Source organism: Micromonospora sp. NPDC048999 (assembly GCF_040649295.1).
In the GTDB taxonomy this organism is placed as follows: domain Bacteria; phylum Actinomycetota; class Actinomycetes; order Mycobacteriales; family Micromonosporaceae; genus Micromonospora.
In genome coordinates, this window is the sequence record NZ_JBEZFI010000001.1 from 329353 (window position 1) to 352804 (window position 23452).

Below are 23452 nucleotides of genomic sequence, written 5' to 3' on the forward strand. Positions count from 1 at the left end.
TTAGCGTGCATACGTGGACCGTGACAAACTTCGCGATCGCCTCGATCGTGCGACCGCACACCTCGACCCGCCGTACGCCGTGGTCGATCTCGGCGCCTTCGACGCCAACGCGGACGCACTGGTCAGCCGCGCCGCCGACAAGCCGCTCCGGGTCGCCAGCAAGTCGGTCCGCGCCCGGGACCTGCTCAGCCGGGTGCTGGCCCGGCCCGGCTGGCGGGGCGTGATGGCGTTCACCCTGCCCGAGGCCATCTGGCTGGCCCGCACCGGCGTCAGCGACGACGTGCTGGTCGCGTATCCCACCGCCGACCGGGGGGCGCTCGCCGAACTGGCCGCCGACCCGGCGCTCGCCGCCGCGGTGACGCTGATGGTCGACGACCCCGGCCAACTCGACCTGGTCGACGAGGTGTGCCCGCCCGGACGTCGGCCGCCACTACGGCTCTGCCTCGACCTGGACGCCTCCTGGCGACCGCTGGGCGGCCGGGTGCACGTGGGCGTCCGCCGCTCCCCGGTGCACAGCGCCCGGGCGGCCGGCGCGTTCGCCACCGCCGTCGCCGGCCGGCCGGGCTTCCGGCTGGTCGGCCTGATGTCGTACGAGGCGCAGATCGCCGGACTCGGCGACGCGCCGCCCGGGCAGGCGGTACGCGGTGCGGCGATCCGGGTCGCCCAGCGCGGGTCGTACCGGGAACTGCTGGATCGGCGGGCGGCGGCGGTCGCCGTCGTACGCGAGCATGCCGACCTGGAGTTCGTCAACGGCGGAGGCACCGGCAGCGTGGCCACCACCAGCGCCGATCCCACGGTCACCGAGGTCACCGCGGGTTCGGGGCTGTACGGGCCGACGCTGTTCGACGCGTACCGGGCCTGGCGCCCCACCCCGGCGGCGTTCTTCGCCTGCGCGGTGGTCCGCCGGCCGGCGCCCGGGCTGGCCACCGTGCTCGGAGGCGGTTGGATCGCCTCGGGCTCGGCCGGCGAGAGCCGGCTACCGCGGCCGTGGCTGCCGACAGGCCTCAAGCTGCTCGGGTCCGAGGGCGCCGGCGAGGTGCAGACCCCGGTCGCGGGGGCGGTCGCGACGACCCTCCGGGTGGGTGACCGGGTCTGGTTCCGCCACGCCAAGGCCGGCGAACTCTGCGAACGGGTCAACGAACTGCACCTGATCGACGGCGACGAGGTGGTCGTCACGGTGCCCACCTACCGGGGCGAGGGTCAGGCGTTCCTCTAGGCGGGAGCCGGAAAGGATGACGGCGGGTCCCGGCGTACCTCGGGAACCCGCCGCTGGCCGGCCTGCGCCGAGTCAGGCCGACTGGGCCTCGGTCCGGGCGTCGACCTGCCGGTGCAGGTACTCCCGGATCAGCGCCTTCGCCTCCAGCAGCACCCGCTCGTCGCCCTCGGGCCGGCGACGGAACGCCAGCTTGATCAGGGCGTCGGCCGCCTCCACCGCGATCTCCAGATGGAACCGGAGGTCGGGCACGTCGGCCAGGCCGAACCGTTCGGTGAGCACCCGGGCGAGCTGATCAGCGATCACACCGTTGTTGTCGCGTTGCTCGTCGAGCAGGTGCAGGTCGACCACGTCGCCGAAGTGGAGGGTACGGAATCCCGGCACGTTGCGGTGCATCGTGATGTACTCGTCGATCGCCGCGTCGACGCCGTCCCACCAGTGGGTCAGGTCGTCGGAGCCGAACCGCTCGTCGAGCCGCTGGAGGTATGACTCCATGGTGCGCAGGGTCAACGCCTGCACGATCGCCCGCTTGTCCGGAAAGAACTGGTAGACCGACCCGATCGCCACCTCGGCACGCTCGGCGAGCAGAGTCGTGGTCAGCCCCTCGTACCCCACTTCGTCGACGAGCTCGGCGCAGGCGTCCAGCATCCGCTGGACCCGCGCGACACTTCGACCCTGCACCGGTACGCGGCGCAGCGGCCCGGTCGTGGCGGCTGGTGTGGACACTCGGCGCCACCCCCCTTCGACGGATGAACATATCTCCAAGTCACCAGACTGTGACTACCGGTACAACGAGCGTGCCCCGATTGCGGTATTTACCAGGCACAACGTTCCTGATATGAATTCAGTTCGTATTCATGTTGAGGAGCGTAGATGGCCGGTACGCCCGCCTGGTCCAACTGGGCCGGCAACCAGCGCAGCACCGCTATTCTCGTGGCGCGCCCCCGAACCGTCGACGGCGTCGTCGAGGCCGTCCGGGTCGCCGCCGACGCCGGCGCGACGATCCGGGCGGTCGGCAGCGGGCACTCGTTCACCGGGGCGGCCCTGACCGACGGGCACCGGCTCGACCTGTCCGGCCTGGCCACCGGCGTCACCGTGGACCCTGCCCGCCGGCTGGTCACCGTGCCGGCCGGGATGACCCTGCACGCGCTCAACGAACTGCTCGCCACCCACCGGCTGGCCCTGCCCAACCTTGGTGACATCGACGCCCAGACCGTGGCCGGGGCGCTCTCCACCGGCACCCACGGCACCGGCGCGAGACTCGGCTGTCTGTCCACCTTCGTGACCGCGCTGACCCTGGTCACCGGCACCGGGGACGTGCTGCACTGCTCCGCCGACGCGCACCGGGACGTCTTCGCCGCGGCCCGGGTCGGGATCGGCGCGGTCGGGGTGCTGGTCGAGGTAACCCTGCGCTGCGTCGACGCCTTCGTGCTCCGCGCGCACGAGCGGCCGGCGTCCCTCTCCGACGTGCTCGCCGACCTGCCCGGGCTCGTCGAGCAGCACGACCACGTCGAGTTCTACTGGTTCCCGTACACCGCCCGGGTGCAGGTCAAGACCAACGACCGGGTACCCGCCGACGACCGGCCGCTGCCCCGCTGGCGTGGCTGGCTGGACGACGAGTTCCTGGCCAACACCGTCTTCGCCGGCGCCTGCCGGCTGGGCCGGGCCGCGCCGGCGCTCGTACCGGGGATCAGTGCGGTCTCCGCCCGGGCGCTCACCGAACGCACCTACACCGGCCGCTCCGACCGGGTCTTCTGCACCCCGCGCCGGGTCCGCTTCGTGGAGATGGAGTACGCCCTTCCCCGCGCCGTCCTGCCCACCGCGCTCGACGCGCTCCGCCGGATCGTGGACGGGCTGCCGTTCAAGGTGCTCTTCCCGGTCGAGGTGCGGTTCAGCGCCGCCGACGACATCTGGCTCTCCCACGGATACGGGCGGGACTCGGTCTACCTCGCCATCCACCAGTACGTGGGCATGCCCTTCGAGCCCTACTTCCGGGCCTTCGAGAAGGTGGCCACAGAGCTGGGCGGCCGACCGCACTGGGGCAAGCTGCACTACCGGGACGCGGCGTCGCTCGCCCCCGCGTACCCGAAGTTCAGCGACTTCCTAACCGTCCGCAACCGCCTAGACCCAGAGCGAGTCTTCACCAACCCCTACCTAAGTCAGGTCCTCGGCGACTGACCGCCGACCGCGCGGGTCTTGGAAGGAAACGGCCCCTGTAGGGGCACAAGGCTTCCAAGATCTCGGCTCGTCACCGCTCAGCCAGGCCAGCCGGCTGCGCGGAGCGCGGCGCGGAGTTGGGCGACGACCTCGTCCGGGTGGGCGCGCAGCGCCCAGGTCGGGAAGCGTAGGACCCGATCGCCCTCGACCCAGAGGTCGTTCTGGCGCTTCATGTCCGCCCAGGCGTGGGCCGGGTCCAGGTGCTGGCTGCCATCGTCTCCACGTGCACCCGCCACTCGTGGAAGTAGGCGTCGAGGTACCGGCGCCGGCCGGCGGAATCCTGTCGAACCTTCTGTCGAGTCGGCTCGGGCAACCCTGCTCGGCGGACCAACGTCGAGAAGTCGAGCTCGCCGAGGGAATGCGCGCCGCCGGCCGCGTCCGTGACGGTGGCCAAATCAACCTGCGCCGACGGAGGCGCGGCATCCAAGATCTTGGAAGGTTTCGGCCCCTCCGGGCCATTTCCTTCCAAGATCTCTTTTGTCCCTAGCTGTCACTCCTTGGAGGTGGATGCCTTCTTCGGGGCGGCCTTTTTCGCCGGGGTCTTCTTTGCCGTGGTTTTTTTGGCGGGGGTGGCCTTCTTGGCGGCGGCCTTCTTCTTCGGGGCGGGGCCCTTCGCCCGCTTTTCGGCGAGCATCTCGGACGCTTCCTCCAGGGTCAGCGCCTCCGGCGTCTGCCCGCGCCGCAGCGACGCGTTGGTCTCCCCGTCGGTGACGTACGGCCCGAACCGGCCGTCCTTGACGACCAGCGGCTTCTCGGTCTGCGGGTCGGCGCCCATCTCCCGCAGCGGCGGCGCGGCGGCCCGGCGCTGGCGGGTCTTCGGGGCGGCCAGCAGCGCGAGCGCCTCGTCCAGGGTGACGTTGAACATCTTCTCTTCCGAGTCCAGCGAGCGGAACTCGTCACCGCGCTTGACGTACGGGCCGTAGCGGCCGTTGTTGGCGAACACCTCGACCCCGTCCGGCGCCACCCCGACCAGCCGGGGCAGGCTGAGCAGCTTCAGCGCTTCCTCGAAGGTCAGCGAGTCCGGGGACTGCGAGCGCAGCAGCGAGGACTTGCGCTCCCCGCTGGCCACGTACGGGCCGAACCGGCCGGACTTGAGCACGATCGGCTCGCCGGTGGCCGGGTCGTCACCGAGCTTGCGCTCGCCCCCGCCGCCGAGGAACAGCTCGTGCACCTTCTCCGGGGTCAGCTCGTCCGGTGCCAGCCCCTCCGGGATCGGCGCCCGGTCGCCCTGGGCACCGCCCTCCTCGCCCTCCGCGGCGGGAGCCGGCTGCTCGCCCGGCAGCGCCCGCTGGAGGTACGGCCCGTACCGGCCGACCCGGACGACGACCTCGCGCCCCTCGTCGTCGGTGAAGAGCGGGATCGAGTTGACGCTGCGCGCGTCGATGTCGCTCAGGTTCTCGGTGACCAGCTTCTTGAGGCCGCCGGCGTGCGCGATCGCCTGGTCGCCGGTGCCGTTGGCGCTGCCGAAGTAGAACGAGGTCAGGAAGTCGACCGCCGCGTGGTCGCCGCCGGCGATCTCGTCCAGCTCGTTCTCCATGCTGGCGGTGAAGTCGTAGTCGATCAGGCGCGGGTAGTGCCGCTCCATCAACCCGATCACCGCGAACGCCAGGAACGACGGGATCATCGCCTGGCCGCGCTTGACGACGTACCCACGGTCCTGGATGGTCTGCATGATCGACGCGTACGTCGACGGGCGGCCGATGCCCAGCTCTTCGAGCGCCTTGACCAGCGACGCCTCGGTGTAGCGGGCGGGCGGCTGGGTGTGGTGGCCCTGCGCGGCCAGCTCGTCGGCGGTCAGCGTCTGGTCCTTGACCAGGGTGGGCAGCCGCCGCTCGGCGTCCTCGGCCTCGGCGTTCTCGTCGTCGCTGGACTCGACGTACGCGCGCAGGAAGCCCGGGTCGGTGATGGTCTTGCCGGTCGCCCCGAAGTCGGCCTCCTCCTGGGCGGTGGAGAGCGCCCGGATGCGCACCGAGACGCTGGAGCCGACCGCGTCGGTCATCTGCGAGGCGATGGTCCGCCGCCAGATCAGCTCGTAGAGCTTGTACTCCTCGGCCGACAGCTCCTTGGCCACGTCGCCCGGGGTGCGGAAGTTGTCCCCCGCCGGGCGGATCGCCTCGTGCGCCTCCTGAGCGTTCTTCACCTTGCCGGTGTAGCGGCGCGGCTCCGGCGGCACGCTGCGCTCGCCGTACAGCTCGACGATCTGCCGGCGGGCCGCCGCGATGGCGGTCTCCGACAGGTTCACCGAGTCGGTACGCATATAGGTGATGTAGCCGTTCTCGTACAGCCGCTGCGCGGTACGCATCGTCTGCTGCGACGAGAGCCGCAGCTTGCGGGCCGCCTCCTGCTGGAGCGTGGAGGTGATGAACGGCGCGTACGGGCGGCGGCGGTAGGGCTTCTCCTCGACCCGGGTGACCGTGAACGGGCGGCCCTCCAGCCGGGCGGCCAGGCCTCGGGCCCCGCCCTCATCGAGGTGGACCACGCCCGCGCCGGCGCGAACCCGACCCGTGGTCGGCTCGAAGTCCTTGCCGGTGGCGATCCGGTCGCCGTTCAACGCGATCAGCGTGGCGTTGAAGCCGCGCGGCCCGTCGCCGGGATTCACCACCGCGAGGGTCGCCAGAATGTCCCAGTATTCGGCGGTGCGGAAGGCCATCCGCTGCCGCTCGCGCTCGACCACGATCCGGGTCGCCACGGACTGCACCCGGCCCGCCGAGAGCTTCGGCATGACCTTCTTCCACAGCACCGGGGAGACCTCGTAGCCGTAGAGCCGGTCGAGGATGCGCCGGGCCTCCTGGGCATCGACCAGGTCCCGGTCGATCTCCCGCGGGTTGGCCACCGCGGCCTGGATGGCCGGCTTGGTGATCTCGTGGAAGACCATCCGCTTGACCGGCACCTTGGGCTTGAGCGTCTCCACCAGGTGCCAGGCGATCGCCTCGCCCTCGCGGTCCTCGTCCGTCGCCAGGAGGATCTCGTCGACCTCCTTGGCCAGCTTGGTCAGCTTGCTGATCTGCGCCTTGCGGTCCGGCGAGACCACGTAGAGCGCGTGGAAGCCGTTGTCGACGTCGACGCCGAGCCGCGCCCACGGCTCGCCCTTGTATTTGGCCGGCACGTCGGCCGCGTTGCGAGGCAGGTCCCGGACGTGGCCGAAGCTGGCTTCCACGACGTACCCCGGGCCCAGATAGCCCGAGATCGTCTTGGCCTTCGCCGGTGACTCGACGATGACCAGACGGGTGGTTCCAGCGTTGCTCGGCACGGTTCTCTCCGACCTCACTCCTGCGTCCGGCCCATGCCCGGGCCGACTCAACCTACTGCCCGTTTCGGGCAGTGTTGCACCAGCCGGACCACCGGCGGTCCGGATGTCCAACGTAACGCGCCTTCCACGCTTCGGGTTCCGTGGGCGGCAAACGGTCCGGTTCGGCGGACCGTCGTCCGGCTGGCGGCGGCACCCGCCGGACGGCGTCACCGTACACCGTGGGTAGGGCGTCGGGCGGGTCACTGTGACGATCACGCACGCCCAGGCGGGCAGACAGCGCTCCGTTCCTGGGCAAACCGTCGGTAAGTTGTCCAAGATCGGACACCCGCCGGGGTTGCCGTCATCCCGCCCCCGGCCACTCGGCCGTCGGTGCGGCCTTGGGGCGGTCACCCACCAGCTCGGCCAGCCGGGCCACCCGCCGCCCGGTGACCCGGTACGCGGGGCCGCCCGCGTCCGGCTCCACGAACGCCGCCGGCAGCCCCACCGCGGCGAGCGCGGCACGTACCCGCGATCTGCCCTCCTCGTCGGCGGGGCCGAGGCCGAGCTGGACGCCGGCCGGGTCGACCACCCCGGCGGCGGCCAGCCAGAGCCGCAACCGGCGCCCGTCGAGGTGGAAGCCGGCCGGGGCCTGCTTCGCCGTGCCGCGCAGCCAGGCGGTGGCGAGCGGCGCCAGCGTGGTCGCGTACGCGGTGCGGACCAGATGCCGGCCGTCCCCGGTCGGCTCCCAGCTCGCCGCCACGCCCCGCGCGCCCAGCTCGGCCACCAGCACGTGCACCCGCCAGGCGGCCCCCACCACCACGGCGAGCCGGGCCGTACCACCCATCCGGACCACCTCCCCCGGCCCGGCGAGCAGGCCGGCCAGGTCCGCCAGCGACGGATCCGCCGCCTCGGTGGAGAACAGCGAGGGCTGGCGAACCGGGTACGAAGATGGCGGCGTCAGCGACACTCCGGGACCTCGTCGAAGGCCTCTTTGAGCTCTGGCGAGTTGAGCTTGCTGGTGTCCAGCGCGCTCGCGTCGTAGTCCTTGTTGAGGATGTCCACCGCGGCCCGCACCCCGTCGTAGAAGGGGTCGGCCTGCGCGGTTTCCAGCCGGTCGATGGCCTCCCGGGCCCGGCCGTACGCGTCCCGCATCTTGCTCAGCGAGGCGCGGAACCCGGCGGAGATCTCCTCGCCGTGGTCGGTCTCCGGCACGCCGGCCTGCTCGACCTCGCGCCGCGCGGTCTCGCTGGCCTCCTCGGCCCCGGCGAAGAGCCGGACCAGGTTCTCCTTGGCCTGCGCCGGGGTGGTCTGCGCGGTCATCTGCTGCTGGGTGCTGCTGGTCAGCTTGTTGATCTCCGCGCGCCACGGGGTGAGCGCCTGGCAGACCGACGCGGCCCAGGCCCGGGGGCTGGGGCCGCCGCACCCGGCGACGACGAGGCTGAGCGTGGCCAGGACCACCGTGAGCTTTCCGGCGATGGCCGCCCGGCGGGTACGCATGCGTTGCAGCGTACGACCTTCCGGTTTCGGGCCGGGACCACCGGATGGCCCGGTTCCCGGTCGGCAGGGACACCGACCGGGAACCGTCGCCCAGCTCAGCTCAGGCGCCGACCGCCTCCACCCGCTCCTCCGGCCTGCCGGCGCCGGTGTCGTCGCCGCGGTCGGAGTCGCCCATGGCGACGCCCTTGCGCTTGCTGAACGCCACGGCTGCCACGATCACCAGCGCGGCCACCACGGCGACCACGATCCGCAGGGCGTTGTTCTTGTCCTCGCCCACGCTCCAGGCCACCACGGCCGGCGCGATCAGCAGCGAGACCAGGTTCATCACCTTGATCAGCGGGTTGATCGCCGGACCGGCGGTGTCCTTGAACGGGTCGCCGACGGTGTCACCGATGACGGTCGCGGAGTGCGACTCGGAGCCCTTGCCGCCGTACGCGCCGTCCTCCACCAGCTTCTTGGCGTTGTCCCAGGCACCACCGGAGTTGGCCAGGAAGACCGCCATCAGCGTGCCCGCCCCAATCGCGCCGGCCAGGTACGACGCCAGCGCGCCCGGGCCGAGTCCGAACCCGACCGCGATCGGCGCCATGATGGCCAGCAGGCCGGGGGTCATCAGCTCACGCTGGGCGTCCCGGGTGCAGATGTCGACGACCTTGCCGTACTCGGGGCGCTGGGTGCGGTCCATGATGCCGGGCAGCTCGCGGAACTGCCGGCGTACCTCCATCACCACGGCGCCGGCCGAGCGGGAGACCGCGTTGATGGCCAGGCCGGAGAAGAGGAAGACCACCGCCGCGCCGACGATCAGACCGACGAGGTTGCGCGGGTTGGACACGTTGAGCAGGTCGGTGATCGCCGCCTCGACGTTGTCCACCTTCGCGTCGCCGAACGCGGTCTTCAGCGTGTCGGTGTACGAGCCGAACAGCGCGGTCGCGGCCAGGACGGCGGTGGCGATCGCGATGCCCTTGGTGATCGCCTTGGTGGTGTTGCCGACCGCGTCCAGCTCGGTGAGCGTCCGCGCGCCGTGCTCGTCGATGTCGCCGGACATCTCGGCCACGCCCTGGGCGTTGTCGGAGATCGGGCCGAAGGTGTCCATCGCGACGATCACGCCGACGGTGGTGAGCAGGCCGGTGCCGGCCAGCGCGACCGCGAACAGCGACAGGGTGATGGAGCTGCCGCCGAGCAGGAACGCGCCGAAGACGCCGGCGCCGATCAGCAGCGCCGAGTAGACCGCCGACTCCAGGCCGACGCCGATGCCGGCGAGAATGACGGTGGCCGGGCCGGTCTGCGAGCTCTTGCCGATGTCCTGCACCGGGCGCCGGTCGGTCTCGGTGAAGTAGCCGGTGAGCGCCTGGATCGCGGCGGCCAGCACAATACCGATCACCACCGCGCCGATGGCCAGTCCACGGGGACCGAACGGCGGCTCGCCGTCGGTGACGGTGAGCCGCTCGCGCCAGTTGTCGCCGAGCAGGTCCGCCCAGGTCGGCTTCAGGTAGATGTACGCGGCGATCGCCACCAGCACCGCGGAGACCAGGGCGGACAGGTAGAAGGCCCGGTTGATCGCGGTCAGCCCGTTGCGGTCGGACGCGCGCAGCCGGGTGATGAAGACGCCGACGATCGCCACCAGCACACCGATGGTGGAGATGATCAGCGGCAGGACCAGACCGTCGTTGCCGAACGCGGCGCGGCCGAGGATCAACGCGGCGACCAGGGTGACCGCGTACGACTCGAAGAGGTCGGCGGCCATACCGGCGCAGTCACCCACGTTGTCGCCCACGTTGTCGGCGATGGTGGCCGCGTTGCGCGGATCGTCCTCCGGGATGCCCTGCTCGACCTTGCCGACCAGGTCGGCGCCGACGTCGGCCGCCTTGGTGAAGATGCCGCCGCCGACCCGCATGAACATGGCCAGCAGCGCGGCGCCGAAGCCGAAGCCCTCCAGCACGGTCGGGGCGTCGCCCTTGTAGAGGATGACGACCAGCGCGGCGCCGAAGAGGCCGAGGCCGACGGTGAGGAAGCCGACCACGCCACCGGTCCGGAAGGCGATCTTCATGGCGCCCTCGCGCCCGCCTTCCCTCTCCCGGGCCGCCGCGGCGACCCGCAGGTTGGCGCGGGTGGCCAGCCACATGCCGGCGCCGCCGATGAACGCGCTGAACCCGGCGCCCACCACGAAGAACGCCGAGCGGCCGATCTTCACCAGGGTCTGGTTGCCGTCGGTGTCGTGCACCGGCAGCAGGAACAGCAGCACGACGGCGATGACCACGAAGATCGCCAGGGTGCGGAACTGCCGGAGCAGGTACGCCGAGGCGCCCTCCTGCACGGCCCCGGAGATCTCCTGCATGTTCTTGGTGCCCGTACCGGCTGCCAGCACCGCCTTGGTCAAGGTGGCGGCGAAGACGAGCGCCACCAACGCGATGACCGCGGCGATGACGACGTACGTCATGTTGGCTCCGGTAAGGGACAGAGCGCCGCCGTCGGCGGCCAAGGTCCCGGACATCTATGTCCTCCTGTACCGAACACTCGCGCCGATCGGTGGAGACGCACGGACCGACGCCTGGATGCGGAATCGCAAGCGAGCGCCAACCCACCCCGGCGGACCAGCGATGAACACCCATACCCGCTGGCTGCGGGACGGATCACTTGCTGACAACCCGCGTACTGTAGCCCTCGGGCGTGTTGCGGGTCACACCCAGGGGGCACCCTATGCCGATGATCTTCGTCGCTGTGTTACGCGAGAATTTCTGATATATGGCCCGGGCAGCACGACAAGGCCACGCTCCCCGGTCGGGAACGCGGCCTCGCGACGAAAAATCAGGTCAGCGGCCTACCGGCCACACCATCCGAACCTCGGTGCCGAGGCCCTCCTCGACCGGGCGCACCTGAAGGTCCTCGACGAATCCGGCGAGCAGGGCGAAGCCGACGCCGGTGGTCAGCGCGTCCTCGCTGAGCGACTCCTTGGCCAGCTCGTCCGGGGGCAGGGCGGCGAGACCGAGGCCCGCCTCGATCGGGGCACGGTCCACCACCCGCACCGCGTACGCGCCGTTGTCGGACATCTCCACCAACACCGGGTCGGACAGCCCGTACTGCCGGTGCAGGGCGACCGCCCGGGTGCACGCCTCACCGATCGCCAGGCGCACCTCGTCGAGCAGGTCCTCGCGTACGCCGGCCCGCCGGGCCACCGCGACACCGACCAGGCGGGCGGTGCGGACGTGCACCGGCGCCGGCGAGAAGGAGAGCTTGACCGTCGCCATCACGCGCCGGTGCCGGTCGGGTCGGCGCTGACCGCCGCGTCGACCGTGGGATGCAGCGGAAAGACCTGGTCCAGGGCGGTAATCCGGAAGATCTTGAGCAGCGGCTCCTTGTCGCAGACCAGGGCGAAGGAGCCAGCGACCGAGCGGAGCCGCTTCAAAGCGCCCACCAACACGCCGAGACCGGTCGAGTCGAGGAAGTCCACCCGACCCAGGTCGACCACGACCCGGCGGGCACCACCGTCGATCAGTTCGAGGAGCCGTTCCCGCAGGCGTGGCGCGGTGTACACATCCACCTCACCGCCGACCTCGAGCACCGTGTGCTCCCCCACGGTGCGGGTCGCCAGCGACAGCTCCATCGGCCCTCCTCGGTAAACTCTCCTGGGCATCTAACCATCTTTGCCGGAACACCCCACCGTCACCGGCCGACGCTCTCCCTTACCCAGGCCCCCCGCGTTTCATCTCCCCGATCGTGCTTCCGAAGGTGCAGGACGTGACCTCCAACAGCTTCAGCTCGGCGCGTCTGCCGCCGGCCGAGCTGCTGCGTCGGCTGCGCGCCCGGCACGCGGGCGACCCGGTCACCCACGTCGAACGGGTGCCAGCCCGCGTCGGCGAGCCGGCGCCATGGCCGGCGTGGGTGCCGGAGGAACTGCGGGCGGCGTTCGCCCGGCGCGGCGTGGTCGCCCCGTGGCGGCACCAGGCCGAGGCCGCCGAGCTGGCGTACGCCGGGCAGCACCTGGTGGTGGCCACCGGGACGGCGTCCGGCAAGTCCCTGGCGTACCAGCTGCCGGCGCTGGCCACGCTGCTCGCCGACCCGCGCGCCACCGTGCTCTACCTGGCCCCGACCAAGGCGCTCGCCGCCGACCAGTTGCGCGCCGTCGCCGACCTGGATCTCGAAGGGGTACGCCCGGCCTGCTACGACGGCGACACCCCGCGCGCCGAGCGGGAGTGGATCCGCCGGCACTCCCGGTTCGTGCTGACCAACCCGGACATGCTGCACCACGGCATCCTGCCCGGGCACGCGCACTGGTCCGGGTTCCTGCGCCGCCTCGCGTACGTGGTGATCGACGAGTGCCACACCTACCGGGGCGTGTTCGGCTCGCACGTGGCGCACGTGCTGCGCCGGCTGCGCCGACAGTGCGCCCGCTTCGGTCGTACCCCGGTGTTCTTGCTGGCCTCGGCGACGTCGGGCGACCCGGCGACGGCGGCGGGGCGGCTCACCGGCCTGCCGGTCGCAGCCGTCACCGAGGACACCTCGCCGCGCGGCGGGGTGACCTTCGCGCTCTGGGAGCCGCCGCTGCTGCCCCCCTCCTCGGCGGTCGAGGAGACCGCGGACCTCGCGCCGGTCCGCCGGTCGGCGCTGCGGGAGACCGCCGACCTGCTAGCCGACAGCGTCGTCGCGGGCGTCCGCACGCTCGCCTTCGTCCGATCCCGGCGCGGCGCCGAGGTGGTCGCCGCGAACGCCCGACGCGCGCTGGACGAGGCGGTGCCCGGTCTGGGTGACCGGGTGGCCGCCTACCGGGCCGGCTACCTGCGGGAGGAGCGGCGCGAGCTGGAACGCGCGCTGCTGCACGGCGACCTGCTCGGGCTCGCCTCCACCAACGCGCTCGAACTCGGCGTCGACCTGGTCGGGCTGGACGCGGTGCTGATCTGCGGCTGGCCCGGCACCCGGGCGTCGCTCTGGCAGCAGGCGGGCCGGGCCGGTCGCTCCGGCGACGAGGCCCTCGCGGTGCTGGTGGCCCGGGACGACCCGCTCGACACCTACCTGGTGCACCACCCTGAGGCGTTGTTCGGGCGGCCCGTCGAAGCGACAGTGCTCGACCCGGCCAACCCGTACGTGCTCGCCCCGCAGCTCGCCTGCGCCGCGTTCGAGGCCCCACTCACCCCGGCCGACCTGGAACTGTTCGGGGAGGGGGCGAAGGAGGCGGTCGACTCCCTGGTCGAGACCGGCGCCCTGCGGCAGCGGCCCACCGGCTGGTACTGGCGGCACCGGGAACGCCCCGAGGTCGACCTGCGCGGCGAGGACGGGGGCCCGGTCTGCGTGGTCGAGGGCTCCACCGGCCGCCTGCTCGGCACCGTCGACGGCGGGTCCTCGCACTTCCTCCTCCACCCCGGCGCGGTCTACCTGCACCAGGGCGTCTCGTACGTGGTCGACTCGCTCGACCTGGCCGACGGGTGCGCGCTGGTGCACGCCGAGGAGCCGGACTGGTCCACCCACGCCCGAGACGTCACCTCACTGTCCGTGGTGTCGGTCCGGTCGTACGTGGACGCCGGGCCGGTCGGGCTCTTCCTCGGCGAGGTGGACGTGACCAGCCAGGTGGTGTCGTACCAGCGGCGGCGGATCGCCACCGGCGAGGTGATCGACACCCGGCCGCTGGACCTGCCGGTCCGCGAACTGCGTACCGTCGCCGTCTGGTTCACCCTCTCGCCGGGCTCCCTGGCCCTCGCCGGGGTGGAGCCCGCCGATGTGCCGGGCGCGCTGCACGCCGCCGAGCACGCCGCGATCGGCCTGCTGCCGCTGATGGCGACCTGCGATCGCTGGGACATCGGCGGCCTGTCGACCGCCGTCCACCCGGACACCGAGGCGCCCACCGTCTTCGTGTACGACGGCCATCCCGGCGGCGCCGGCTTCGCCGAGCGGGCGTACGGGACAGCGGCGGCGTGGCTGCGCGCCACCCGCGACGCGATCGCCGAATGCGGCTGCGAGTCGGGCTGCCCGTCCTGCGTCCAGTCCCCGAAGTGCGGTAACGGCAACAACCCGCTTTCCAAGCCGGACGCCGTCCGGGTGCTCGACGTCGTCCTCGCCAACCTGGCGACGGCTGGTGAGGTACCGCCAGCTCCGGGTGAGGCCGGCACGTATCGCGGCCCGGTGCTGCCGAGGGCGGCGGCTGGTGAGATTCGGGGCGAAATGGGGGCGGCCGTGCCTCGGCAGGATGAGCGGTCGCCGGAGCGCTCGGTCTCCGAGGGCACCACGCCAGAGATCGCCTGACCTGGTCCCGGGTCGCCTCGCCCGGCGGCCTGGGTTCTCGCCCGGCGGCCTGGGTTCTGGCTCGTGAAGCGCCCTGGCGGGGCGAGCCGGCGCCACCGGCGACGAGGCATCCGCTGTGGGTGCAACTGTTGTCGCCCGGGCGGCAACAGATGCACCCACAGGCGTCCGGCTCCAGCGACCCGGTGCCGCCGTGCCGGGTCAGCGCCGGCCGTGTCTCGACGCGGAGGCGCCACCGGCCGGGCAGTATCAGGGCATGGCATTGACTGGTGAATACGAACCGAGTGCGTCGGGGTGGGTCCGCGAGCACGTCGAGAAGATCTCGCAAACCGGCACGACCGACGGCATCACGATCGGTGGCCGACCCATTGTGCTGATGACCTACCGGGGCGCCAAGACCGGCAAGATTCGCAAGACGCCGGTGATGCGGGTCGAAAACGAGGGGCACTACGCGGCTGTCGCGTCTCAGGGTGGTGCGCCGACCAATCCACAGTGGTACGCCAGCCTGGTCGCCGAGCCGGTCATCGAGCTTCAGGACGGCGCGGTGACCGGGGAGTACCGGGCACGTGAGGTCTTCGGGGACGAGAAGGCCATCTGGTGGCGCCGGGCGGTCGGCGCGTACCCGGACTATGCCGACTACCAACGCAAGACCGACCGTCAGATCCCGGTCATCGTGCTCGAACCGATCGGCGGGGACACGCCGGCCGGCTGAGGAGCGGCCTCGTCGAGGTCATGGCCTGTCCCCGGTGGGACCGGCGGGCGGACGCCGAGAGTCGCGCTGTGCGAGACTCCGGCGTTCGCGCGTTGAAGGAGACCTATGCAGCTCGACAGCTTGCAAACCCAGCACCAGTTCCTCATCCGTCAGCGGATCCGGATGATGGTCAACCAGTACGAGGTCCACGCGGTGGCGCCGGACGGCTCCGAGGGCGCGTTGCTCGCGTTCGCGCAGCAGAAGCGGCTCGCCTTCAAGGAGCAGGTGACCATCTACACCGACGATTCCAAGCAGAGCCCACTGCTCGGTTTCAAGGCCCGTCAGGTGATCGACCTCGGTGCCACGTACGACGTGACCGACCACGCCGGTGCCCCGATCGGCCTGTTCCGCAAGGACTTCGCCCAGTCGTTGCTGCGCTCCACCTGGCACGTCGAGCAGGCTGGCCTTCCGCAGGTCACCGGGCAGGAGCGCAGCATGCCGGTGGCGCTGCTGCGCCGGTTCGTCGACTCGCTCTCGTGGCTGCCCTACCACTTCGATTTCGTGGCCGACGGTCAGCCGGTATTTTCGGTCGTGAAGAAGTGGGGCCTGCGCGATCGGTACCTCGTCGAGATCCAGCACCCGCAGATCGACCGACGGCTGGTCATCGCCATGGCGGTCGCACTCGACGCGCTCCAAGGCCGCTGAGCCGTCCCGGGGGGGTGCCCGGCAACGCCTGTTGGGCCGGTACGCGCGACGTGGCACGGTTCTGACGCCCCGGTTGTCCGATGTCGGACGCCGGGGCGACGCGCAGCCCGGCCTTCATCACGAACACCTCACGCCTGTCGGTCGCCTCGTCGCGCTTGTCGAGGACGTATCCGGCCAACCAGATCCACCCGTCGTACGTCGGCCTCGGGTCGATCGACACCACGCGCAGGGTGAGCGCCCGATCCCCCGCGAAGGCGGTCGACGGCGGTCAGCCGCGGACCGGGCCGGCCCGGGACGTCGCGGTCGCGGTGCGTACCAGACCGGGCAACGGTGTGACCCCGACCTCGGCCGTGACCACAACGTCGAGCCCGTCGAGCCGGCAGGCCACCAACCGGCCGCCGTTGGCCCGTACCAGCTCGTCGGCCCGGCCGCACGCGACGCTGTCGCTTTCGAGCGCTCGGCCGGCGCCCGCCAGGGCCCCGAAGTCCGCCGCGTTCCGGGCCTGCTGCCGCGCCAACCGGGCCGAGCCGAGCGCCGCGCCGAAGAGCCCGACCAGCACGAACACGAGACCCACCGCGAGCACAAGAATGGTCGCCCCGCCCCGGTCGGCCCGCGGGGCGGCATCGTTGCTCACGGCCATGGTCCCGGCGTACCCGGTTCGACGGCCGCGACCGCGGTGGCCGACACAGTGATCCGGGGCAGCCGCCCGCCGAGCGTGCGGACCGGAGCCCGGACGGTCGCGGTGACCCGGTCGCCGGAGACGGTGACCGTGACGTCGGCACCGGCCGGGGCGTGCTGGGCACCGGCCGCCGAGCCCGGGTCACCCCGCGAGGCGGCGAGCGCCGCCTCCCGAGCCGCGTCCAGGCATCCGGCCCGCGTGGTCACCGCCTCGACTGCGGTGAGGCCGACGAGCAGCAGCAGGACGAGCGCCGGCAGGCCGGCCGCCAGCTCGGCGGTGAACGAGCCCCGCTCCCCGGCACCCCACGCAGGCGTTCCGGCCCGCTGCGGCGCCGTCGGGGCCGGACCGCACCGGCGACGGTCGGCCCGCCGGCGCCCGGTCACTTGAGCGCCCGGTCGATCACGGCGGTGAGCGCGGACTGCACGTTGCCGGAGGTGAGCACCTTCAGCAGGATGCCCGCGAAGGCCACCGCGGCGAGGGTGCCGACGGCGTACTCGGCGGTGTTCATCCCGGCGTCACCCCGCAGACGGGCGAGAAGTTTGCGCATGTCGTACTCCTTTCTCGTGGGTTCACAGCAGGTCGCCGAGGACGGCGACGATCACCGGCACCAGGCCGGCGAGAATGAAGGCGGGCAGGAAACAGAGCCCGAGCGGCAGCACGATCAGGACGCCCGCTCGCCGGGTCGCGGCCTCGGCCGCGATGCCCCGGTCGGACCGCAGGTCGTCGGCCAGCCGGGTGAGCGCGCCGGCCAGCGCCGTACCGCTGTTGGACGACCGGATCGCGGCGGTGACCAGGCGGTCGGCCCCGGTCACGGGATTCAGGTGGGCCCACGCCTCCGCCGCTGTGCCGCCGAGCTCCAGCGTCCGGCCCACCCGTCCGAGCCGGTCGGCGAGTGGTCCACCGAGCGTCTCAGCGACCGCCAGCACAGAACGGTCGACCGGCGCACCCGCCCGGAGCGCGGCAGCCAGCAGATCGGCGGCGAGGGGCAGCTCGGCAATCTCCCGGAGCCGCCGGTCGCGGACGGCGCGCGGCTCGATCCGGCGCAGCAGGCGGTCGGCGGCCAGACCGGCCAGCACGCCTACGGTTAGGCCGGCCCAGCCGCCGACCACGACCAGCACCGCCACCCCGGCCAGGCCCGCGCCGAGCCGGATCCGATCCGGCCACCACGGTGGCCTGGTCCGCCCCGCCACCGCCGGTCGGATGAGCAGGCGAAGACGTCGCCCAGGACGGACGGCCGGCCCACCGGCGGCGGCCAGCAGCAGCGCCGCCCCGGCGAGACAGCCCGCAGCCATCACCTGCCGGGACATCAGCGGTCCCGTCCCGGCGCCGCGCCGAGCCGTTCGGCCCAGAGCAGCCCACCGATCTGCAACGCAACCGCCGCCAGCGCGCTGCCACCGCCGATGGTCGTGTGCAGCAGCACGGCGACCGGGTCCACCCCGATCGTGTAACCGAGACCGATGCCGCCGAGCGGCAGCGCGGCGAGCAGCCATGCGGTCGCCCGCGACCCGGCGGCCTGCGCGTCAGCCGCGGCGAGACCGCGGTCGGCGGCACGAGCGTCGGCCTCCACCCGTTCGAGCAGCTCGGCCAGAGGCGCCCCGGTACGGTCGGCCAGTCGTACGGCAGCCCGGGCCAACCGGGCTGTCCGGTGTGGCCCGTCGACGACCGCACCCCCGATCGGCAGCCCGGCCCGCAGGTCGGCGGCGAGGTCGCTGAGCTGATCCAGCTCATGGCGGCGCGCCCGGTCGGCCAGTTGACGGGCCCGGCGACGCCGGACCGCCCGGGCCGTGAGCCCCCCGTAGGCGGCCAGCACGGCCGCCGCCACCGGCCCGCCCAGTACGGTGCCCGTCCCGCCGAGCACCAGCATCAGCAGACCGCGCCGGGTTGCCAGGGCCACGACCCACTCCGGCAACTGTCCTGGGCCGGCGGTGCGGCCCGCCGGGAGAGTCGCCAGGGCACCGGCCGAGGTCGGGGCGTTCGACAGGGCGGCGCGGGGTCGCCGCCCGGCGACCGGTGCGCGCGCGGGGTGGCTGCCGTCGTGCCGCCCGGGTGGGCGGGTCGGCAGCGGCCGGTCCGCCACGGCGGGTGCCACACGGCATCCGCCACGAGCCGTCGTCCCGGCTTCGCCGCCGATGCCCGTACCCTGGCGGAGCTGCGCGCCCTCGTCGGTCAGACGCCGGTGGGCGAGGCCTCCCGACGGCACCGGGTCCCGGTGTTCCGCTCTGAGGACGGCACGCTGCCGGGCTCGGCCGGCCCGCACCGGCCAGGCCACCACCGCTGCGGCGGCGACCAGGAGCACGGTCACCAGCCAGCCCTGGACGGTCACGACGGGCCCGCCGACCCCGGCCAGGCCGCGCAGAGGATGGGCGGTACGGGCGCATCCCGCTCCCGCAGCAGCGCGCCCAACGGCCGGGCGGCGAGGCCGATCCCGCGCCCGCGTAGCCAGGCGGGCACCACGGTGACCAGGCGGTCCGGCCCGTCGGGGAGCAACAGGCTGACCGACTCCAACACTCGCCCCTCGGCGGTGCGCCGCATCTGCAGCAGCACCTGGAGCGCCGCAACGACCTGGGCGTGCAGGGCGGCCCGGGGTAGACCGCCGAGCAGCCCGAGCGCCTCCAATCGGGCCGGTACGTCCGTCGCGGCGTTGGCGTGCAGCGTCCCGGCGCCACCGTCGTGGCCGGTGTTGAGCGCGGCGAGCAGGTCGACCACCTCCGCGCCCCGGCATTCGCCCACCACCAGCCGGTCCGGTCGCATCCGCAGCGCCTGCCGGACCAGGTCGCTCAGCCCGACAGCGCCGACTCCCTCCACGTTGGACGTGCGCGCCTGCAGGCCGATCACGTGCGGGTGCACGGGACGGAGTTCGGAGGCGTCCTCGACGAGCACGATCCGTTCGGTCCCGGGCACCAGCCCGAGCAGCGTGTTGAGCAGGGTGGTCTTTCCGGAACCGGTGCCACCGGTCACCAGGTAGGCCAGCCGGGCCGCCACGACGGCGGCCAGCAGCGGCGCCACCGGCCGGGGGACCGTGCCCTGACGTACCAGCTCGTCAAGGGTGAACGGCCGCTGCCGGAAGGTGCGCAGCGACAGGTACGGCCCGTCGATCGCCACCGGCGGCAGCACGGCGTGCAGCCGGGTGCCGTCGGGGAGCCGGGCATCGGCGTACGGGGAGGCGTCGTCGAGTCGCCGTCCGGCGGCTGCGGTGAGCCGCTGCGCCAGCCGGCGTACGTCGTCGACCGTGCCGAGCGGCACCGCCACCTGGTGCAGCCCCCGTCCCCGGTCGACCCACACCCGGGTGCCGTTCACCAACACGTCAGTGACCTGCGGGTCCGCCAGTAGCGGAGCGAGCGGGCCGGCGCCGACGAGGTCGTCGTGCACCCGGTCGGCGATGCGCAGCAGGGCGGTGTCCCCGAGCACGGGGCCCGGCTCGGCGCGTACGGCGGAGACGATGGCAGCGGGGGTTACCGGGGTGGCCGCCTCCGCGAAGCGCTGCCGGACTCGGACGGCCAGCTCTTTCGAGTCGGCCGGTCCGGTCACGCCGCGCCCCGCGTCGCCGTGCCCGTCAGCTCGTCGATGATCCGCTGGCAGAGCGCGGCGAGCGGGCCCTTTCCGGCGGCGGCGGGTGCCTCGCCCCGCTCCAGGCCTCGGCCTATTTCCGGCTCGGGGCGCAGCGTGCCGGCAAGCGGCAGGCCGAGCGCCCGGGCCACCTCGCCGGCCTTGAGCCGACCCGGGGCCGGCCCGCGCACGATCACCGCCAGGTCGGCGCAGTGCGGGGCGGCGACCGCCACCACCCGGGCGGCGGCTGCGGTGGCCCGCAACTCGGCCGGTACGACCATCAGCGCCCGGTCGGCGGCCTGCAACGCGACGACGGCCGCGTCGTCCAGGTAGCGCGGCAGGTCGAGGACCACGATGTCGCGACCCCGACGGGCGGCGTCGACGGTGGCGGCCATCGCCTCGGCCGGCAGGTGCAGCAGGTCACCCCGGTCCCAGGAGAGCACGACCAGGTCGCCCCGGCTGGGCAGTGCCCGGACGAGCGACGGCGGGTCGATCCGCCCGTCGGTGTCGGTCAGGCCCGGCCAGCGCAGCCCTTCCAGCTGCTCCCAGCCGAGCACCAGGTCGAGACCGCCGCCGAGCGGGTCGGCGTCGACCAGCAGGGTACGCAGCCGGGCCCGGGCCGCGGTCACGGCGAGCCCGCCGGCCAGCACGCTGGCCCCGGCGCCGCCACGTCCGCCGAGCACCGCCACGACCCGCGCCGCGCCGGAGCCGGACCGGTCACCCGCGCACTCGGCGAACCGGTCGACCAGCCACGGCTCCGCGGCGGGCAGCGTCGCAACGTGCTCGGCGCCGATCAGCTCGGCGACCTGCGTACCCGGGTCGAGGTGTCCGGAGCGGCCGACCAGCACCGTCCGTGGCCGCCGCGGCAGCCGGGCCCGCAGGCAGGCCTGCGCCTGGTCGGCGCCGACGAGCACCAGCGGGGCCGGTGCCCAACGGGCCCGGGCGGCGGCCGGATCGGCGGCCAGTTCGACCTCGGTGCCGCCCGCCGCGGCGAGCCGGAGCAACTCGTCGAGGAGGTCACCGTCGGCGGTGACCAGCAGGGGTAGGCGGGGTCGTGGCGGAAGCGGGGTACGGGACGGCATGGCGGCCTCCAGCGGTCAGACTCGGACGTACCGCCGGGAAGCCTGCCGGGACGGACCGGATCGCAACCCTCGCCGGATGCTCTCCTGTGGACAACGGCGTGCCCTGTGGACAGGCCACGGCGAGCGAGGTGATCTGCTATGGGACCGCCCCACGAGCCGCCGAAGGCGGCGACCTTCACGGCAGGCTGTGCGGGTGGCATCCGCCTCATCCGCCGGTACCAGACCGAGGTCTCGGCCCACCTACCGGCCCGCTGCCCCTTCACCCCGAGCTGCAGCGCGTACGCGGCCTTGGCCTTCGAACGGTTTGGCTTCTGGCGTGCTGTGGCGCTGATGTGCGGCCGGCTGTGGCGTTGCCGGACAAACGTCGCCTGGGGCACTCCCGACCCCCTGCCCGGTGACTAGCCCCGGCCCCTGGAGCAGCGGGTGATGGGCCACGCTCGCGGCCTCTGGGGCGGGGTAGCGCTCCCAGATAGGGACGACCCCCGTCGGGGGGTGTCTGGTTGCGGCTGTCGACCGATGTCAGCGGCTGCCATCCGATGTGCTCGACATAGCGCCCGCGCCACTCCATCCCACCCTCACCGGTCGTGCAGCAAGGCGTTTGCTGACGTACTGCTGACGTGGCCGACGGGTGATGGCCGGTGAGGCATCTTGCTTTCCCGGCGCTTCCGGCAGGAGTCGTAGCGTCTGCTGAGGGTCGCAACGTCGGCCTTGCACCGGTCGGGATGATGAATGAATGCCGGCAGCAAAAGCTTGGTTCGGGGACCGACCCATCGACGGGCGGATCGTGGCGGTCGAAACCACCGCCAAGGGCATGCGACCCAACGTTGTCACGGTGCCGTAGACAGGGATGCATGTCGGCGCAAGCGACATCCCGGGGCCAACTGCCGTGCGCCTATACATCCGGGCTGACGGGTCGGCCGACGAGATCGTCCACCAGCACGTTCTCGTCCGATGACATCAAGCTGACTTCGGCAAAGCTGCCGCGATGGCATCGCGGAGCCGGTTCGCGGTTTTGTCCAGAGAGGATCGTTATGCAGCGATCGGACCTGCTCAACGAGGCTGAGCTTAAGCTGTGGGACGCGTTCCCCCGAGGCGCGGTGGTGAATCTGGGGGATGGCGATCCCACGGCGGAGGACTTCGAACCCGACACCTGGTCGGAGGATCGCCAAGTGCGCGGTGAGGTCATCGCGCGCCTGCTACTCGGGGTGCAGGACAGGGAGGCAGGTTACGTCGCCCGGGTCGCGCTGGCGGGCGCCAGGGTCGTCGGCGAGTTGAATCTCGATGGTGGGCAGACCGAGTGCGAGCTTGCCCTCAGCCGCTGCTGGGTGGACGCGCCGCCGGACTTCACCGGCGGCTCCTCTGGGCCGACGACCTTTCACAAGACGCGCTTGCCTGGATTGACCGGACGCGACTGGGAAGCCTGTGGCTCCGTATCCTTCGGTCTGAGCAAGTGCTGTGGCGAAACCCGCCTCCCCGGCGCCCACATCAGCGGCCAACTCACCTTCGACGGCGCCACCCTGACCAACCCCGACGACGTCGCTCTCAGCGCCGACGGGCTTACCGTCGACCAGGACGTGTTTTGCATCGACGGGTTCACCGCCACCGGCGAGATACGCCTCCCCGGCGCCCACATCGGCGGCCAACTCGCCTTCAACGGCGCCACCCTGACCAACCCCGACGACGTCGCTCTCAGCGCCGACGGGCTCACCGTCGACCAGGACATGTTTTGCATCGACGGGTTCACCGCCACCGGCGAGATACGCCTCCCCGGCGCCCACATCGGCAGCCAACTCGCCTTCAACGGCGCCACCCTGACCAACCCCGACGGCGTCGCTCTCCGCGCCGATCGTTTCACCGTCGACCAGGGCATGTCCTGCGTCGACGGGTTCACCGCCACCGGCGAGATACGCCTCCCCGGCGCCCACATCGGCAGCCAACTCTCCTTCAACGGCGCCACCCTGACCAACCCCGCCGGCGTCGCTCTCAGCGCCGACGGGCTTACCGTCGACCAGGGCATGTTCTGCATCGACGGGTTCACCGCCACCGGCGAGATACGCCTCCCCGGCGCCCACATCGGCAGCCAACTCGCCTTCGACGGCGCCACCCTGACCAACCCCGACGACGTCGCTCTCAGCGCCGACGGGCTCACCGTCGACCAGGACGTGTTCTGCATCGACGGGTTCACCGCCACCGGCGAGATACGCCTCCCCGGCGCCCACATCGGCAGCCAACTCGCCTTCAACGGCGCCACCCTGACCAACCCCGACGACGTCGCTCTCAGCGCCGACCGGCTCACCGTCGACCAGGACGTGTTCTGCATCGACGGGTTCACCGCCACCGGCGAGATACGCCTCCCCGGCGCCCACAT

General features: G+C 72.5%; 22 protein-coding genes. 7 read left to right on the top strand and 15 right to left on the bottom strand.

Annotated features, from left to right (window positions below):
• Positions 1–13 precede the first annotated feature (13 nt).
• Entirely contained in the window at positions 14–1216 is a 1203-nt protein-coding gene (locus AB0C02_RS01620; protein ID WP_357539994.1) for an amino acid deaminase/aldolase, read from the top strand.
• Between the two features lie 72 nt (positions 1217–1288).
• On the opposite strand, the gene AB0C02_RS01625 is transcribed toward AB0C02_RS01620, so the two are convergent.
• Entirely contained in the window at positions 1289–1861 is a 573-nt protein-coding gene (locus tag AB0C02_RS01625; RefSeq protein WP_357540972.1) for a TetR family transcriptional regulator, read from the bottom strand.
• A gap of 225 nt (positions 1862–2086) precedes the next feature.
• On the opposite strand from AB0C02_RS01625, the gene AB0C02_RS01630 reads away from it, so the two are divergent.
• On the top strand, positions 2087–3391 hold the full coding sequence (locus AB0C02_RS01630) for a D-arabinono-1,4-lactone oxidase (RefSeq protein WP_357539996.1): 1305 nt from the start codon (positions 2087–2089) through the stop codon (positions 3389–3391).
• A 77-nt stretch (positions 3392–3468) separates the two neighbouring features.
• Here the strand turns inward: AB0C02_RS01630 and AB0C02_RS01635 are convergent, their stop codons facing one another.
• The 7 genes from AB0C02_RS01635 to AB0C02_RS01665 form a co-directional block, all read right to left on the bottom strand.
• The gene (locus AB0C02_RS01635; protein ID WP_357539997.1) at positions 3469–3666 is read right to left on the bottom strand and encodes a hypothetical protein; all 198 of its coding nucleotides are present in this window, start codon (positions 3664–3666) and stop codon (positions 3469–3471) included.
• 254 nt (positions 3667–3920) lie between these two features.
• Positions 3921–6680 (bottom strand): type I DNA topoisomerase, encoded by a 2760-nt coding sequence (gene topA / locus AB0C02_RS01640; protein ID WP_357539999.1) that lies wholly within the window; start codon positions 6678–6680, stop codon positions 3921–3923.
• A 340-nt stretch (positions 6681–7020) separates the two neighbouring features.
• Positions 7021–7626, bottom strand: a complete 606-nt coding sequence (locus AB0C02_RS01645) for a hypothetical protein (RefSeq protein ID WP_357540001.1) — start codon at positions 7624–7626, stop codon at positions 7021–7023.
• Positions 7617–8156, bottom strand: a complete 540-nt coding sequence (locus AB0C02_RS01650; protein WP_357540003.1) for a hypothetical protein — start codon at positions 8154–8156, stop codon at positions 7617–7619. The genes AB0C02_RS01645 and AB0C02_RS01650 overlap by 10 nt, the downstream gene beginning before the upstream one ends.
• 100 nt (positions 8157–8256) lie before the next feature.
• Positions 8257–10644, bottom strand: a complete 2388-nt coding sequence (locus AB0C02_RS01655; protein ID WP_357540005.1) for a sodium-translocating pyrophosphatase — start codon at positions 10642–10644, stop codon at positions 8257–8259.
• Between the two features lie 319 nt (positions 10645–10963).
• A complete protein-coding gene (locus AB0C02_RS01660; RefSeq protein WP_357540007.1) occupies positions 10964–11398 on the bottom strand; it encodes an ATP-binding protein in 435 nt (144 codons plus the stop codon).
• Positions 11398–11754: an STAS domain-containing protein gene (locus AB0C02_RS01665; protein WP_357540009.1), complete on the bottom strand. Its 357-nt coding sequence runs from the start codon at positions 11752–11754 to the stop codon at positions 11398–11400. Before AB0C02_RS01665 ends, AB0C02_RS01660 begins: the two co-directional genes overlap by 1 nt.
• Positions 11755–11879: 125 nt before the next feature.
• Here AB0C02_RS01665 and AB0C02_RS01670 point away from each other — a divergent pair, with 125 nt between their 5' ends.
• The 3 genes from AB0C02_RS01670 (at position 11880) to AB0C02_RS01680 (ending at position 15777) form a co-directional block, all read left to right on the top strand.
• Complete coding sequence (locus AB0C02_RS01670) at positions 11880–14384, top strand: DEAD/DEAH box helicase (protein ID WP_357540974.1); 2505 nt, start codon at positions 11880–11882, stop codon at positions 14382–14384.
• 253 nt (positions 14385–14637) lie between these two features.
• On the top strand, positions 14638–15093 hold the full coding sequence (locus AB0C02_RS01675; protein ID WP_357540011.1) for a nitroreductase family deazaflavin-dependent oxidoreductase: 456 nt from the start codon (positions 14638–14640) through the stop codon (positions 15091–15093).
• A gap of 105 nt (positions 15094–15198) precedes the next feature.
• Positions 15199–15777 (top strand): hypothetical protein, encoded by a 579-nt coding sequence (locus tag AB0C02_RS01680; RefSeq protein WP_357540013.1) that lies wholly within the window; start codon positions 15199–15201, stop codon positions 15775–15777.
• A gap of 268 nt (positions 15778–16045) precedes the next feature.
• Here AB0C02_RS01680 and AB0C02_RS01685 read toward each other — a convergent pair whose 3' ends face one another.
• From AB0C02_RS01685 to ssd, 7 genes are all read right to left on the bottom strand, one after another.
• Positions 16046–16417 carry an Rv3654c family TadE-like protein gene (locus AB0C02_RS01685; RefSeq protein ID WP_357540015.1) on the bottom strand — a complete coding sequence of 124 codons (372 nt, stop codon included), beginning with the start codon at positions 16415–16417 and terminating at the stop codon, positions 16046–16048.
• Positions 16408–16725 carry a TadE family type IV pilus minor pilin gene (locus AB0C02_RS01690; RefSeq protein ID WP_357540976.1) on the bottom strand — a complete coding sequence of 106 codons (318 nt, stop codon included), beginning with the start codon at positions 16723–16725 and terminating at the stop codon, positions 16408–16410. The genes AB0C02_RS01685 and AB0C02_RS01690 overlap by 10 nt, the downstream gene beginning before the upstream one ends.
• Positions 16726–16835: 110 nt before the next feature.
• A complete protein-coding gene (locus AB0C02_RS01695; RefSeq protein ID WP_076470820.1) occupies positions 16836–17003 on the bottom strand; it encodes a DUF4244 domain-containing protein in 168 nt (55 codons plus the stop codon).
• Positions 17004–17025: 22 nt separating this feature from the next.
• Positions 17026–17763 (bottom strand): type II secretion system F family protein, encoded by a 738-nt coding sequence (locus AB0C02_RS01700; RefSeq protein WP_357540017.1) that lies wholly within the window; start codon positions 17761–17763, stop codon positions 17026–17028.
• Positions 17763–18779, bottom strand: coding sequence for a hypothetical protein (locus AB0C02_RS01705; protein ID WP_357540019.1), 1017 nt, complete (start codon positions 18777–18779; stop codon positions 17763–17765). Before AB0C02_RS01705 ends, AB0C02_RS01700 begins: the two co-directional genes overlap by 1 nt.
• Complete coding sequence (locus AB0C02_RS01710; protein ID WP_357540021.1) at positions 18776–19984, bottom strand: TadA family conjugal transfer-associated ATPase; 1209 nt, start codon at positions 19982–19984, stop codon at positions 18776–18778. The genes AB0C02_RS01705 and AB0C02_RS01710 overlap by 4 nt, the downstream gene beginning before the upstream one ends.
• Positions 19981–21084 (bottom strand): septum site-determining protein Ssd, encoded by a 1104-nt coding sequence (ssd, locus tag AB0C02_RS01715; RefSeq protein WP_357540023.1) that lies wholly within the window; start codon positions 21082–21084, stop codon positions 19981–19983. The genes AB0C02_RS01710 and ssd overlap by 4 nt, the downstream gene beginning before the upstream one ends.
• 138 nt (positions 21085–21222) lie before the next feature.
• Between ssd and yidD the strand changes: the two genes are divergently transcribed.
• A complete protein-coding gene (gene yidD, locus AB0C02_RS01720) occupies positions 21223–21486 on the top strand; it encodes a membrane protein insertion efficiency factor YidD (RefSeq protein ID WP_357540025.1) in 264 nt (87 codons plus the stop codon).
• A gap of 629 nt (positions 21487–22115) precedes the next feature.
• Positions 22116–23452: hypothetical protein (locus AB0C02_RS01725; RefSeq protein ID WP_357540026.1), on the top strand; the 1337-nt coding region annotated here is incomplete at its 3' end.